This window comes from Pseudomonas sp. FW300-N1A1 (assembly GCF_058789115.1).
This window is the reverse complement of sequence record NZ_JBYTBK010000015.1, coordinates 49,186-63,560: the sequence shown is the minus strand read 5'-3', so window position 1 is coordinate 63,560 and position 14,375 is coordinate 49,186. Positions and strand designations below refer to the sequence as shown.

The 14,375-nt window shown below is 61.8% G+C and carries 11 protein-coding genes; all 11 read left to right on the top strand.

Going from position 1 to position 14,375, the window contains the following annotated elements; genetic code table 11:
* Positions 1-11 precede the first annotated feature (11 nt).
* The 11 genes from AC3WQN_RS12920 to AC3WQN_RS12870 all read left to right on the top strand — a co-directional run bounded on the left by AC3WQN_RS12920 (position 12) and on the right by AC3WQN_RS12870 (position 14,365).
* Positions 12-1,181, top strand: coding sequence for an alginate biosynthesis protein Alg44 (locus AC3WQN_RS12920; protein ID WP_103399861.1), 1,170 nt, complete (start codon positions 12-14; stop codon positions 1,179-1,181).
* A 9-nt stretch (positions 1,182-1,190) separates the two neighbouring features.
* Positions 1,191-2,597 carry an alginate biosynthesis TPR repeat lipoprotein AlgK gene (gene algK / locus AC3WQN_RS12915; protein WP_103399862.1) on the top strand — a complete coding sequence of 469 codons (1,407 nt, stop codon included), beginning with the start codon at positions 1,191-1,193 and terminating at the stop codon, positions 2,595-2,597.
* A gap of 167 nt (positions 2,598-2,764) precedes the next feature.
* Positions 2,765-4,225, top strand: coding sequence for an alginate export family protein (locus tag AC3WQN_RS12910; RefSeq protein ID WP_256587255.1), 1,461 nt, complete (start codon positions 2,765-2,767; stop codon positions 4,223-4,225).
* Positions 4,225-5,844 carry a mannuronan 5-epimerase AlgG gene (algG, locus tag AC3WQN_RS12905; protein ID WP_103399864.1) on the top strand — a complete coding sequence of 540 codons (1,620 nt, stop codon included), beginning with the start codon at positions 4,225-4,227 and terminating at the stop codon, positions 5,842-5,844. The genes AC3WQN_RS12910 and algG overlap by 1 nt, the downstream gene beginning before the upstream one ends.
* 11 nt (positions 5,845-5,855) lie before the next feature.
* A complete protein-coding gene (locus tag AC3WQN_RS12900) occupies positions 5,856-7,304 on the top strand; it encodes an alginate O-acetyltransferase (protein ID WP_103399865.1) in 1,449 nt (482 codons plus the stop codon).
* A gap of 8 nt (positions 7,305-7,312) precedes the next feature.
* Positions 7,313-8,434 (top strand): mannuronate-specific alginate lyase, encoded by a 1,122-nt coding sequence (locus tag AC3WQN_RS12895; protein WP_103399866.1) that lies wholly within the window; start codon positions 7,313-7,315, stop codon positions 8,432-8,434.
* Positions 8,435-8,647: 213 nt separating this feature from the next.
* Positions 8,648-10,213 carry an MBOAT family O-acyltransferase gene (locus tag AC3WQN_RS12890; protein WP_103399867.1) on the top strand — a complete coding sequence of 522 codons (1,566 nt, stop codon included), beginning with the start codon at positions 8,648-8,650 and terminating at the stop codon, positions 10,211-10,213.
* An 11-nt stretch (positions 10,214-10,224) separates the two neighbouring features.
* On the top strand, positions 10,225-11,400 hold the full coding sequence (locus tag AC3WQN_RS12885; RefSeq protein WP_103399868.1) for an alginate O-acetyltransferase: 1,176 nt from the start codon (positions 10,225-10,227) through the stop codon (positions 11,398-11,400).
* Between the two features lie 14 nt (positions 11,401-11,414).
* Positions 11,415-12,071, top strand: coding sequence for an alginate O-acetyltransferase AlgF (locus tag AC3WQN_RS12880; protein WP_103399869.1), 657 nt, complete (start codon positions 11,415-11,417; stop codon positions 12,069-12,071).
* A gap of 212 nt (positions 12,072-12,283) precedes the next feature.
* On the top strand, positions 12,284-13,735 hold the full coding sequence (locus tag AC3WQN_RS12875; protein WP_103399870.1) for a mannose-1-phosphate guanylyltransferase/mannose-6-phosphate isomerase: 1,452 nt from the start codon (positions 12,284-12,286) through the stop codon (positions 13,733-13,735).
* A gap of 165 nt (positions 13,736-13,900) precedes the next feature.
* Positions 13,901-14,365, top strand: coding sequence for a multidrug transporter (locus tag AC3WQN_RS12870; RefSeq protein ID WP_103399871.1), 465 nt, complete (start codon positions 13,901-13,903; stop codon positions 14,363-14,365).
* Positions 14,366-14,375 lie beyond the last annotated feature (10 nt).

Genomic DNA, 14,375 nt, shown 5'->3' with positions numbered 1-14,375 from the left:
AAATCGCCCCTATGAATACCGCCGTGAACGTCAACGTAGTGCATGAATCCGAAGCCCAGCGCCAGCACGCCCGGGTCAAAATCCCCGCCAGGCTGCGCTTCTTCGGCCCGGACCGTACGCCTGTGGAGACACGCCTGATCGACTTGTCCGCCGGTGGCCTGAGCTTCAACGCCGGGCAGATACCGTTCAAGATCGGTGAAGTGAAAAAGGCCCGGCTGCAGTTCCTGATCGACAACCTCGGCCTGGCGATGGACGTCGAATTGCAGGTCCGCTCGTACGATCGCCAGAGCGGTCGCACCGGCTGCCAGTTCCAGAACCTGGAGCCACAGGATATCTCCACCCTGCGTCACCTGATCACCTCGCACCTGTCCGGTGACATCGTGACCATGGGTGATGTGCTGGCGACCCTGCAACGGGACAACTTCACCAAGGCGCGCAAGCTCAAGGACGGCGGCAGTGGCATGAGCGCACTCGGGCGCTTGCGCGCGGTGACCTTCAGCGCCGGGATCTTCGTCGTGGGCCTGGCAGCCTTCGGGTTCATTCTCAAGTCGGTGTATGGCATGTACTTCGTCAGCCATGCCCAGGCCGGGCTGGTGAATGTGCCGGGCATGAACGTGACCATGCCCCGCGACGGCACGGTGCAGAGCCTGATCCAGACCGATGGCGTCGCCGCCAAGGGCGCGCCGCTGGCGACGTTCAGCACCAGCATGCTCGACGTACTCAAGGGCCATCTGGATCAGGACCAGTTGCAGCCGGCCAAGGTTGAAGAACTGTTCGGCAAGCAAATGACCGGCACCCTCACCTCGCCCTGCGACTGCACCGTGGCCCGGCAGATGGTTGCCGACGGTCAGTACGCCAGCAAGGGTGACGTGATCTTCCAGTTGGTGCCGCGTAACAGCGAGGCCAATGTCGAGGCCCGTTTCTCCTATCGCCAGTTCGCCGACGTGCGCCCCGGCACCTCCGTGAACTTCCAGGTGGCCGGCGACGACAGCCTGCGCACCGGCAAGATCATCAGCAGCACCAGCCTCAACGGCGCCGACCTGTCGTCCGACATTCGCGTGCAGATCAAGCCGGACGAGCCACTGAACAGCACCTTCGCCGGTCGCCCGGTGGAAGTCAGCAGCGACCGCGGCCCATCGGTGAACTGGCTGATCGACAAAGCCATGGCCGCCGGTCTTTAAGCAGAGGACATGCCTGTGACTAGCCCTATCAGAACCTTGCCGGTGCCATTGACCCTGGCCATGGCAATCGCCCTGGCTGGCTGTGCCGGCCTGCCCGACCAGCGCCTGGCCAATGAAGCCCTGAAACGCGGTGACACGGCGCTGGCGCAGCAGAACTACAAACAACTGGCGGACCTGGGGTACAGCGAAGCCCAGGTTGGCCTGGCCGATCTGCAAGTGGAAAGCCGTGACCCGGCCCAGATCACGGCGGCCGAAGCCACCTACCGCGCGGCCGCCGACATCTCGCCACGGGCCCAGGCTCGCCTGGGGCGCCTGCTGGTGGCCAAGCCGGGGTCGACCGACGCCGAGCGGCATGAGGCCGAAGGCCTGTTGAAAAAGGCCTTCGCCAATGGCGAAGGCAACACCCTGATCCCGCTGGCCATGCTGTACCTGCAATATCCCCACAGCTTCCCCGCGGTCAACGCTCAGCAACAGATCAGTCAGTGGCGCACCGCCGGTTACCCGGAAGCCGGTCTGGCCCAGGTGCTGCTGTATCGCACACAGGGCACGTACGACCAACACCTGGACGACGTCGAGCGCATCTGCAAAGCCGCACTCACCACCACCGACATCTGCTACGTCGAGTTGGCCACGGTCTATCAGAAACGTGCCCAGCCCGAGCAACAGGCAGAACTGCTCAAGCAACTGCACGCCGCGTTTGCCCGTGGCGCCGTGTCCGCTCAACGCATGGACAGCGTCGCCCGGGTCCTGAGCGATGCCAGCCTCGGCAAGCCGGACGAAAAAACCGCGCAAGCCATGCTGGAGCAGATCGCTCCAGGCTACCCGGCATCCTGGGTCAGCCTGGCACAGTTGCTCTACGACTTCCCCGAACTGGGTGACGTCGACACGCTGATGCACTACCTGGACAACGGGCGCGCCGCTGATCAGCCGCGGGCCGAATTGCTGTTGGGCAAGCTCTACTTCGAAGGCAAATGGGTACCGGCCGACGCCAAGGTCGCCGAAGCGCATTTCCAGAAGGCCGTGGGCAAGGAAGTCGCTGCCGACTACTACCTGGGGCAGATCTACCGCCGAGGTTACCTGGGCCAGGTCTATCCGCAAAAAGCCCTGGACCACTTGCTGACGGCTGCGCGCAACGGCCAGAACAGTGCCGACTTCGCCATTGCCCAGTTGTTCTCCCAAGGCAAGGGCACCCGGCCCGACCCGCTCAATGCCTATGTCTTCAGCCAACTGGCCAAGGCCCAGAACACCCCTCAAGCCAATGAACTGGCCAACACACTCGAAGCCCAACTGCCCCCTGCGCAACTGGCCGAGGCCCAACGCCTGTTGCGACAAGAACAGGCCATGCGTGGCGCCTTGAGCCACAACCCGATGGCCGCGCAGGCCCTGCAAGCAGAAGACGGCGAGGAATCCCTATGAATATGAATCCATTCGTGAAAGCCGGCATACCAGGCCAGGTGAAAACTACTGCGCTCGGAAATACTGCGTTGAAAACTGGCTCGGACGGCTCATTTACAACACGTAAACTCTCCGTCCTCGCCAGTTTTCGCCTTGTCTTTCCTTCGCTCGCTACGTTTTCACCTGGTCTGGTAGGCCTGAGCTTTGCCCTGTTGTGGTCGTGCCCGACACTGGCCGCGATGACTGACACCAAGAACTTCGGCCTGGACGTGAAGATCACCGGCCAATCCGAGGACGACCGCGACCTGGGCACGCTGCCTGGCGGCGACGTCAACGGCGTGGGCCTGGACGTGCGTCCGTGGGTCTACGGCGAAAGCGGCAACTGGAGTGCCTTCGCCATGGGCCAGGCCGTGACCTCCACCGACATCATCGAGACCGACACCCTGCAGCAGTCCGACACTGAGGGCACCCAGGGCAGCAACGACGATGGTCGCGAGAGCAAAAAGAACTACCTGGCGATGCGTGAGTTCTGGGTCGGCTACGGCGGCCTGACCCCCTACCCCGGCGAGGTCCTCAAGTTCGGTCGCCAGCGTCTGCGCAACGACGACGGCCAATGGCGCGACACCAATATCGAAGCGCTGAACTGGACCTTCGACACCACCCTGTTGAAAGCCAACGTCGGCGTTGCCGAACGCTTCAGCGAATACCGTACCGACCTGACCGAGCTGGCACCCGAGGACAAGGATCGCCTGCACCTGTACGGCGATATCGCGACCCAATGGACACCGGGGCAATGGGTCGGCCTGCGTGCCCACCACACCCACGACGACGGCAAGCTCGACTACCCGACACCCGGCGAAGTGCCTGATGCCAGCGACAAGAAACAGAACGGCGACCTGAGCTGGGTCGGCCTGGAAGCCAACAGCGACGCCTATAACTGGCGCAACACCAGCACAGTCAACTACTGGGCGAGCATCACCGGCATGACCGGCGATCGTGACACCGTCAACCCGCTCAATGCCGATGGCAGCCAGCCGGTCGATGCCAAGCGCAGCGGCGACGTCGACGGCTGGGCCACGGACCTGGGGGTGCGTCTGCGCCTTGATCCGCAATGGCAAGTCGGTGCGGCCTATGCCCGCGCCAGCAGCGATTACGAACAGAACGGCCTGCAAAGCAACCGCTCCAACTACACCGGCACGCGCTCACGGGTTCACCGTTTTGGCGAGGCGTTCCGTGGCGAGATGAACAACATGCAGAGCGCCACCCTGTTCGGCTCCTGGATGCTCCAGGACGACTACGACGCCAGCCTGGTCTACCACAAGTTCTGGCGTGTCGACGGCAACAAGCCGGTCGGCAGCAACGGCATCAATGCCGTGGAAAACAACTACGACGACGTCACCGGCGCCCTGCTGTCCAGCACCTCGCTGCCACTGGAAGACGGCAATAAAGACCTCGGCCAGGAAGTCGACCTGGTGGTCACCAAGTACTTCAAGCACGGCTTGCTGCCGGCGAATCTGAGCCAGTCGATCGATGAACCGGCAGCACTGGTGCGCGTTCGCGGCGGCGTGTTCAAACCGGGCGACGCCTATGGCAACCAGGTCGACTCGTACATGCACCGCGCATTCGTCGACGTGATCTGGCACTTCTGATGCAAGCCGCCAAGGGAGTGCCCCGGATGAACATCCCAGCGACCAACCGTTCGCTCGGCCTGTTGGCTGCTGCGTTGCTGCTGGCCAGTCACGCAGCATTCGCCGCCGTCGAGCCTGCCGCGCCTGTCCAGAAAGGCAAGCCGGTGACCCTGGCCAAGGAACTGCAGCAGGCCAAGACCTACACCGTCAGCAGCGCACCGACCGCGCCACTGGAACTGGCGGCGCCGACCTTGCCCGACCTGTCCGGCTATACCGCGCAAGCGGTCGAGGCGAAGATCGTGCGCAGCAAGGTCGGCAAGGTCAGCGTGCGGCGGATGATGCAGGAAGACGCGCTGAAGGACTTCATCGGCGGCGATAACAAGATGGCCGAATGGGTGGTGCGTCAACACGGCATCCCCCAGGCGATCTTTATCGACGACGGCTACCTGAACCTCAAGGACCTGGCCAAGACACTGCCCAAGCAGTACTTCAGCGAAACGGCACCGGGCGTGTTCCTGGCCAGGTTGCCGATCGTGGTCGGGGCCAAGGGCATCCTCGACATCGACCAGCAGACCCAGGAGTTGCGCCTGTCCGAAGAGGCCGGTTCGTTCCTGGTCAACGACGGTCAGTTGTTCGTGCGCGACACGAAAATCACCGGCTGGCGCGAGAAGGAAAACGGCCCGGCGAGCTTCCGCTCGCCCAAGGAGTTCCGCCCGTTCCTGCTGGCCTGGGGTGGCACCCAGACGTACATCGTCAACAGCAAGATGGCCAGCTTCGGCTACGCCAACAGTAAGTCCTACGGGGTGAGTATTTCCCAGTACACGCCCAACATGGCCAAGGTGCTCAAGCGCCCGGAACCGACTGGCTGGATCATCGGTTCCGAGTTCTCGGACATGTGGTACGGCTTCTACTGCTATGAGACCCGGGACTTCGTGGTCAAGGGCAACACCTACCGCGACAACATCGTCTACGGCATCGACCCCCACGACCGTTCCCATGGCCTGATCATCGCGGACAACACCGTCCATGGCACGAAGAAGAAGCACGGCATCATCATTTCCCGTGAAGTGAATGACAGCTTCATCTTCAACAACCGCAGCTACGACAACAAGTTGTCAGGGCTGGTGATCGACCGTAACAGCGTCAACAACCTGATCGCCTACAACGAGATCTACCGCAACCACACCGACGGCATCACCCTCTACGAGAGTGCCGATAACCTGCTGTGGGGCAACAAGGTGATCAGCAACCAGCGCCACGGCATTCGTATTCGTAACAGCGTGAACATTCGTCTCTACGAAAACGTCGCCATGGCCAACGGCCTGACCGGCGTCTACGGCCACATCAAGGACCTGAGCGACACCGACCGTGACATCAAGCTCGACCCGTTCGATGCCCAGGTGTCGCTGATCGTGGTCGGCGGTGAACTGGCGGCCAACGGCAGCGGACCGATGTCCATCGATTCGCCGTTGAGCGTCGAGCTGTACCGGGTGTCGATGCTTGCCCCGACCAAATCCAGTGGCATCAGCTTCTCGGGGATCCTGGGCGAACGCCAGGACGAAATCCTCGACCTGTTGGTGCGCCAGCAAAAAGCCGTGCTGATCGACCCCGTCGAACGCCAGACCGACCTGCGCGACTGAGGATGACATTCATGAAGCCACATCTGATCAAACTGTTCAGCCTCACTGGCCTGACCGCGGCCATGTTCACTGCCAGCCTTGCGGCCAGCGCGGACGATGGCAAGGCCCCGGCCTTTACCGCCGAGCCGTGCTGCAACCTGTGCCCCGAGGCCCACGACGCGAAAAACTACACCACCCGCTATCAGCAAAACTTCACCACCCTGGTGCAGGCGCAAGGCGACTGGTTGTTCCGTACCCGGGAAGACCTGCGCACCGAATTCACTACCACAGCCGAAGGCTACCGCCGCCTCAAGCAACTGCACGATGCGTTCAAGAGCAAAGGCATTGAACTGGTGGTGGTCTACCAGCCGACCCGTGGCCTGGTGAACCGCAACAAACTCAACCCCGAGGAAAAGGCCGCGTTCGATTACGACAAGGCGCTGAAAAACTACCAGACCATGCTCGGGCGGTTTGCCGAGATGGGCTACGTGGTGCCGGACCTCTCGCCACTGGCCAACGAATCACTGCCTGAGACCCTGCCCGCCCACGATTTCTACTTCCGTGGCGACCAGCACTGGACCCCGTACGGCGCCCAACGTACGGCAAAAATCGTCGCTGAGAAGGTCAAGCAACTGCCAGGGTTCGCCGACATTCCCAAGCGTGAGTTCGAAACCAAAAAGACCGGACGCATGGGCAAGACCGGCACCCTGCACAACATGGCCGGGCAACTGTGCGGCACCAGTTATGCCATCCAGTACATGGACCAGTTCACCACCGAGCCCAAGGGCGAGGCGGCGGACGGCGACCTGTTCAGCGATGCCGGCAACCCGCAGATCACCCTGGTCGGCACCAGCCACAGCGGCAAGAACTACAACTTCTCCGGGTTCCTGGAAGAGGCCATCGGTGCCGACATTCTCAACGTCGCCTTCCCCGGTGGCGGCCTGGAAGGCTCGATGCTGCAGTACCTGGGCAGCGACGAGTTCCAGAAGACCCCACCGAAAATCCTCATCTGGGAGTTCTCGCCGTTGTATCGCCTGGACCAGGAAACCATCTACCGCCAGATGATGGCGCTGCTCGATAACGGGTGCGAAGGCAAGGACGCGCTGATGAGCAGCAGCACCACGCTCAAGCCCGGCAAGAACGAGTTGATGGTCAACCGCCAGAACATGGACCTGCGCAACAGCAGCCACCAGGTCGACATTCGTTTCGCCGACCCGTCGGTGAAAACCCTGCAAGCCACCCTCTGGTACATGAACGGTCGCCACGAGGACATCAAGATCGACAAGCCGGAAACCGCCGACACCGACGGTCGCTTCGCCTTTGAATTGCGCACCGATGAAGACTGGGCCTCGCAGAACCTGCTGGCCCTTGAAGTCCAGGGCCCGGAAGCGGGCGCTGCGGGGCAAAAAATCGAAGCGAAAATCTGCAAACGCAACGTATTCCCGAGCGCTGGGCAACGTACCGCCCAGCTTGGGCAATGAGGTCTGCCATGCACACTGCGACGCTGAAACACTTGTTGGCACCAACGCTCCTGAGCCTGGCGATGTTCGCCGGGGTCGCCCAGGCAGCCGAGGCACTGCGTCCACCCCAGGGCTATTTTGCGCCTGTGGATAAATTCAAGACCGGCAACAGTGGCGAAGGCTGCGACGCGGTGCCGACGCCGTACACCGGAGCCCTGCAATTTCGCAGCAAGTACGAAGGCTCGGACAAGGCCCGTTCGACCCTGAACCGGGACTCGGAAAAAGCCTTTCGCGACGCCACCGCCGACATCACCGCAATCGAGCGCGGCACCAGCAAGCAAGTGATGCAATTCATGCGTGATGGTCGCCCGGAACAGCTCGACTGCACCCTCAGCTGGTTGACGGCCTGGGCCAAGGCCGATGCGTTGATGTCAAAGGACTTCAACCACACCGGCAAGTCGATGCGCAAATGGGCGCTGGGCAGCATGGCCTCGTCCTACATCCGTCTGAAGTTCTCCGACTCCCGTCCACTGGCGGCTCACCCGCAAGAGGCGCAATTGATCGAAGCCTGGTTCAGCAAGATGGCCGACCAGGTGGTCAGCGACTGGGACAACCTGCCGCTGGATAAAACCAACAACCACTCGTACTGGGCGGCCTGGTCAGTGATGGCGACCTCGGTCGCCACCAACCGCCGCGACCTGTTCGACTGGGCGGTCAAGGAGTTCAAGGTCGGCGCCAACCAGGTCGACGCCCAGGGTTTCTTGCCCAACGAACTCAAGCGCCAGCAACGGGCGTTGGCCTATCACAACTACGCCCTGCCGCCGCTGGCGATGATCGCCAGCTTCGCCAAGGTCAACGGTGTCGACCTGCGCCAGGAAAACAACAGTGCGCTCAAGCGTCTGGGTGAGCGGGTGCTGGCCGGGGCGAAAGACCCTGAAGCCTTCGAGAAAAAGAACGGCAAGGAGCAGGACATGACCGACCTGAAAGTCGACTCGAAGTTTGCCTGGCTCGAACCGTACTGCTCGCTCTACACCTGCACGCCGGATGTGCTGAAACGCAAACGGCAGATGCAACCGTTCAAGACCTTCCGCCTGGGTGGCGACCTGACCAGGGTCTATGACCCGGTCAACGAAAAAGGCAAAGGGTCTTAAGACAAACACGAAACCCTGTGGGAGCGGGCTTGCCCGCGAATGCGGTCGGACATTCACCAAAGATGTCGACTGACACACCGCTTTCGCGAGCAAGCCCGCTCCCACGCAGGGTCAGTGCAAGACTTGAGTCGAGTGTTATGCCCCCGGTTTTTCAATGGGGGGTTTGGGGGGGCCGTTGGCCCTTGACTGTGAGTTCAACAAGGAGAGACCGGGATGGTGTTTTCATCCAACGTGTTCCTGTTTTTGTTCTTGCCGATTTTTCTCGGCTTGTACTACTTGAGCGGGCAACGCTATCGCAACCTGCTGCTATTGATCGCCAGCTATGTGTTCTATGCCTGGTGGCGCGTGGACTTCCTGGCGTTGTTCGCCGCCGTCACGCTGTGGAACTACTGGATCGGCCTGAAAGTCGGCGCCGCCGGCGTCAGGACCAAGCCGGCGCAGCGCTGGCTGCTGCTGGGCGTGGCCGTCGACCTGTGCATCCTGGGCTACTTCAAGTACGCCAACTTCGGCGTCGACAGCATCAACGCCATGATGACCTCGGTGGGACTTGAGCCGTTCATCCTGACCCACGTGCTGCTGCCGATCGGGATCTCGTTCTACATCTTCGAGTCCATCAGCTACATCATCGACGTCTACCGTGGCGATACGCCGGCGACCCGCAACCTGATCGACTTCGCGGCGTTCGTGGCGATCTTCCCGCACCTGATCGCCGGTCCCGTGTTGCGTTTTCGCGACCTGGCCGACCAGTTCAACCACCGCACCCACACCCTCGACAAATTCTCCGAGGGCTGCACACGGTTCATGCAGGGCTTCATCAAGAAGGTGTTCATCGCCGACACCCTGGCGGTGGTCGCCGACCATTGCTTCGCCCTGCAAAACCCGACCACGGGGGATGCCTGGCTCGGTGCGCTGGCCTACACCGCACAGCTGTACTTCGACTTCTCCGGCTACAGCGACATGGCCATCGGCCTGGGGCTGATGATGGGTTTCCGCTTCATGGAAAACTTCAAGCAGCCGTACATCAGCCAGTCAATCACCGAGTTCTGGCGGCGCTGGCACATCAGCCTGTCCACCTGGCTGCGGGACTACCTGTACATCACCCTGGGCGGTAACCGCAAAGGCACGTTGGTCACTTACCGCAACCTGTTCCTGACCATGTTGCTCGGTGGCCTGTGGCACGGCGCCAACATCACTTACATCGTCTGGGGCGCGTGGCACGGCATGTGGCTGGCGATTGAAAAAGCCATCGGCCTCAACACCTCGCCACGCAGTTTCAATCCGGTGCGCTGGGCCCTGACCTTCCTGCTGGTGGTGATGGGCTGGGTGATCTTCCGCGCCGAGAACCTGCACGTCGCCGGTCGCATGTACGGCGCCATGTTCAGCTTCAGCGACTGGTCGCTCTCGGAGCTCAATCAGGCCAGCCTCACCGGCCTGCAAGTCGCGACCCTGATCGTGGCTTACGTGACCCTGGCGTTCTTCGGCCTGCGCGACTTCTACAGCAACCAGCCACCGGTCAAGACCAAGCCTGCGGTGAGCGTCGATGCCGATGGCCCGGCCGCCGCCCAACCGGGCCTGATCAAAGCCGTACCTGGGGATAACCCGGCAAGCATCCACGCGCCTGGCTACACCGCTGGTGTCGAAGCCCAGGTGCAACCCGCCTACTGGACGGCTGACGGGTCGCGTTACGTGATGCGCGCACTGGTGCTGCTGCTGTTCATTGCTTCGATTCTCAAACTCTCGGCGCAAAGCTTCTCGCCGTTCCTTTACTTCCAGTTCTGAGGGATCTGACCATGACCCGCTCATTACGTCTGTTCTACATCGCCCTGTTCCTGGTGACCCTGATGGTCCTGGGCCTGTGGTCGGTGCGCAGCTTCTTCGGCTTCAACACCAACCCCGATGCCACCGTGCTCAACGGTCGCTGGGCCAAGGCCGTGGAAACCCATTACGACGACCAGTTCCCGATCAAGCGCCTGGGCACCAACCTGTGGGCGGCCCTGGACTTCAAGCTCTTCAACGAAGGTCGTCCGGGCGTGGTGCTCGGTCGCGACCAGTGGCTGTACAGCGATGAAGAGTTCCACCCGATCGTCAACGAAGAGCTGAACCTGCAAGGCAACTACGCGCTGGTCGAAGGCGTGCGCCAGACCCTCAAGGCCAGCGGCGTGCAGCTGGTGATGGCGGTGGTTCCAGCCAAGGTTCGCCTGTACCCGGAACACCTGGCCGAGGTTAAACCGGCCAGCATCCACGCCGATCTCTACAAGGACTTCCACAACCGCCTGGCCGCCGACCGGATCCTCGCTCCCGACCTGCTGGGGCCGTTCAAGCAAGCCAAGCAGAATGGTCAGCACGTGTTCCTGCGTACCGATACCCACTGGACCCCGGAGGGCGCACAAATCGCCGCCGAGCAATTGGCCAGGACCATTGCCGACAAGACGCCGCTCAGTGGCCCGCCACAGCGCTTCGTCACCGAGACCACGGAGAACGTCAGCCACAAGGGCGACCTGCGCCTGTTCCTGCCGCTGGACCCGCTGTTCGAAAACCTGATGCCGGCCACCGAGGCCTTGCAGAAGCGCCGCACCCTGGCGGTTGAAGATCCGTCTGCCGGTGATGGCGCACTGTTTGCCGACACCGAAGTACCGGTCGCACTGATCGGTACCAGCTACAGCGCCAATCCCGACTGGAACTTTGTCGGTGCGCTCAAGCAGGCGCTGCACAGCGATGTGGTCAATTACGCCGAAGACGGTCACGGCCCGATTCTGCCGATGCTCAGCTACCTGAAAAGCGACGCCTTCAAGAACAGCCCGCCGCAAGTGCTGATCTGGGAGTTCCCTGAACGATATCTGCCGGTGAACAACGAAATCGGCGACGCCGACCCGCAGTGGGTCGCCGCGCTCAAACAAGCCGGTGCCCGCCAACAAAACGTAGCCATCAACAGCAAATCCGAGACGCCCGACCGGGCGCAAAACTGAAAGAGAGGTACACCATGACTTTCACTACAACTCCTCGCCGTCTCGCTAAAACCCTGGCACTCGTCGCGGGCATGAGTGCCCTGTCGATGCAGGCCTTCGCCGCCGGTGACGCCGCGCTCTACGGCCCGACCGCGCCGAAAGGCTCGAGCTTCGTGCGTATCTACAACGCCAGCAACGCTGAAGTCAGCGCCACGGTCGGCAGCACCAGTCTGAGCGATGTCGCGCCACTGGCCAGCAGCGACTTCAGCTTCATGCCCGGTGGCGACTACAGCGCCAAGGTCGGCAGCCAGACCCTGCCGGTGAAACTGGCGGCCGATCACTATTACACCCTGGTCAACAACGCCAGCGGCCAACCCCAACTGATCGAAGAACCACCGTTCAAGAACAAGCAGAAATCCCTGGTGCGGGTGCAGAACCTCAGTGACAAGGCCCTGACCCTGAAGACCGCCGACGGCAAGACCGAGGTGGTCAAGAGCGTTGCCGCCAAGGGCCGTGGCGAACGTGAAATCAATCCGGTGAAAGTCAGCCTGGCGTTGTATGACGGCGAGCAGAAAGTCGGCGACGTGAAGCCCGTAGCACTGGAGCGCGGTGAAGCGGCGGTGCTGTACGTCACCGGAAGCGGCAGCAGCCTGTCGCCGGTGTGGGTGAAACGCCCGGTGTCGACCCGCTGATGAATTTTCCGGATTGACGCATCCCCCAGTGGGAGCGGGCTTGCTCGCGAAAGAGGTCTGACATTCAGCATTGATGTCGACTGATACACCGCCTTCGCGAGCAAGCCCGCTCCCACAGTGGACCGAGGCGTCAATTCGGATACGAGACAAAAACAAGAGTGAAGCGACAGAACGCGGTAGCTCTAACCAAACGATTTTCAAGGAGTAACACCATGATTCCAGTGATCTTGTCCGGTGGTAGCGGCTCACGTCTTTGGCCGCTTTCACGCAAACAATTCCCCAAGCAGTTCCTGGCCCTGACCGGTGAACACACCCTGTTCCAGCAAACCCTGGAGCGCTTGGTGTTCGACGGCATGGACACCCCGATCGTGGTCTGCAACAAGGACCACCGCTTCATCGTCAACGAGCAACTGGGCAACCGCAATCTGCAAGCCCAGCGCATCCTCATGGAACCCTTCGGGCGCAACACCGCGCCGGCGGTAGCGCTGACGGCGATGATGCTGGTCAATGAAGGTCGTGACGAACTGATGCTGGTGCTGCCGGCCGACCACGTGCTGGAAGACCAGAAAGCCCTGCAACGTGCCCTGGCCCTGGCCACCGTCGCCGCCGAGCGCGGCGAGATGGTGTTGTTCGGTGTACCGGCGACCAAACCGGAAACCGGTTACGGCTATATCAAGTCCACCAACGACGCGCTGCTGCCCGAAGGCGTCAGCCGAGTCTCGCACTTCGTCGAAAAACCCGACGTCAAGCGCGCCACCGAGTTCGTCCAGGCCGGCGGCTATTTCTGGAACAGCGGCATGTTCCTGTTCCGCGCCAGTCGCTTCCTCGAAGAGCTGAAGAAGCACGATCCGGATATCTATGACACCTGCCTGCTGACCCTTGAGCGTAGCCATCAGGACGCCGACTCCGTCACGTTCGACGAAGCCACCTTCGCCTGCTGCCCCGACAATTCCATCGACTACGCGGTGATGGAAAAGACCCAGCGTGCCTGCGTGGTGCCACTGACCGCCGGCTGGAGCGATGTGGGTTGCTGGTCATCGTTGTGGGACGTGCATGAGAAAGATGCCAACGGCAACGTCTGCAAGGGCGATGTGGTGATCCAGGACAGCCGCAACTGCATGATCCATGGCAACGGCAAACTGGTGTCGGTGATCGGCCTTGAGAACATCGTGGTGGTCGAAACCAAGGACGCCATGATGATCGCCCACAAGGACAAGGTCCAAGGCGTCAAGCAGATGGTCAACACCCTCAACGAACAGGGCCGCAGCGAAACCCAGAACCACTGTGAGGTCTACCGTCCGTGGGGTTCCTACGATTCGGTGGACATGGGTGGCCGCTTCCAGGTCAAGCGCATCTCGGTCAAGCCGGGTGCCTGCCTGTCATTGCAGATGCACCACCACCGCGCCGAACACTGGATCGTGGTCAGTGGCACCGCGGAAGTGACCTGCGACGAAAACGTGTTCCTGCTCACCGAAAACCAGTCGACCTACATCCCGATCGCCTCGGTCCACCGTCTGCGCAACCCGGGCAAGATTCCGCTCGAGATCATCGAAGTGCAATCGGGCAGCTACCTGGGTGAGGACGATATCGAACGGTTCGAAGACATCTATGGTCGCTCGACGCCGATTGAGCGGGGAGTGTCGATAAAGACCATCGCCCAGTGATCAATCGCTGAAACAAGAAGCCCCCGTCCAGCCGACTGCGTCCCCTATCCGCAGCCGGTTGGGTGGGGGCTTTTTGCCTTATCGCTCCCACGCTGATGCTCGCCCATGGTCAATCCCATCTACGCTTAGGTACGATGGTGCTATTCCCTCCTGAGGTTAAGCGTCATGTTCATCGGCGTTCTGCTGGTCATTACCTGGCTGGTCCTGTTGCTGCGCTACCCGGCCAAGGCCATGCCGGTGTCGTTGGCGGCGGCGCTCGGGCTGGGCATGGTGGCCGCCTGGGTGGTATGGCTAGACAACCGCGAGGCCCAGCAACTGGCACGCCTGGAGTTGCGTATCACCTACGCACCGGAACGTTGCCCGGCAGATCGCCCGCTGCTGCTGAAAATGAACAACGGCAACGATGTGCCGCTGACCGAACTGCGCTGGCGGATCGCCGCTTATGCGCCGGGCGATACGGTCAATCTGGCCGACAACCAATACACCGCGCCACGCTACCGAGGCCCAGGCGAATTGCAGGCCGGCGCGAGCTGGGAAGACTGTTTACCGATGCCACCGCTGCGTCCCGGCTATCGCCCACAAACCCTGGAGTTTCGCGCCGAGCGTTTGCAAGGTAGTTTCTCCGACTGATTCCCCCAAT

Coding starts and splice junctions, on each gene's coding strand:
- AC3WQN_RS12920 (WP_103399861.1), top strand. CDS start 12: ATGAATACCGCCGTGAACGTCAACGTAGTGCATGAATCCGAAGCCCAG.
- algK (WP_103399862.1), top strand. CDS start 1,191: ATGCCTGTGACTAGCCCTATCAGAACCTTGCCGGTGCCATTGACCCTG.
- algG (WP_103399864.1), top strand. CDS start 4,225: ATGCAAGCCGCCAAGGGAGTGCCCCGGATGAACATCCCAGCGACCAAC.
- AC3WQN_RS12900 (WP_103399865.1), top strand. CDS start 5,856: ATGAAGCCACATCTGATCAAACTGTTCAGCCTCACTGGCCTGACCGCG.
- AC3WQN_RS12895 (WP_103399866.1), top strand. CDS start 7,313: ATGCACACTGCGACGCTGAAACACTTGTTGGCACCAACGCTCCTGAGC.
- AC3WQN_RS12890 (WP_103399867.1), top strand. CDS start 8,648: ATGGTGTTTTCATCCAACGTGTTCCTGTTTTTGTTCTTGCCGATTTTT.
- AC3WQN_RS12885 (WP_103399868.1), top strand. CDS start 10,225: ATGACCCGCTCATTACGTCTGTTCTACATCGCCCTGTTCCTGGTGACC.
- AC3WQN_RS12880 (WP_103399869.1), top strand. CDS start 11,415: ATGACTTTCACTACAACTCCTCGCCGTCTCGCTAAAACCCTGGCACTC.
- AC3WQN_RS12875 (WP_103399870.1), top strand. CDS start 12,284: ATGATTCCAGTGATCTTGTCCGGTGGTAGCGGCTCACGTCTTTGGCCG.
- AC3WQN_RS12870 (WP_103399871.1), top strand. CDS start 13,901: ATGTTCATCGGCGTTCTGCTGGTCATTACCTGGCTGGTCCTGTTGCTG.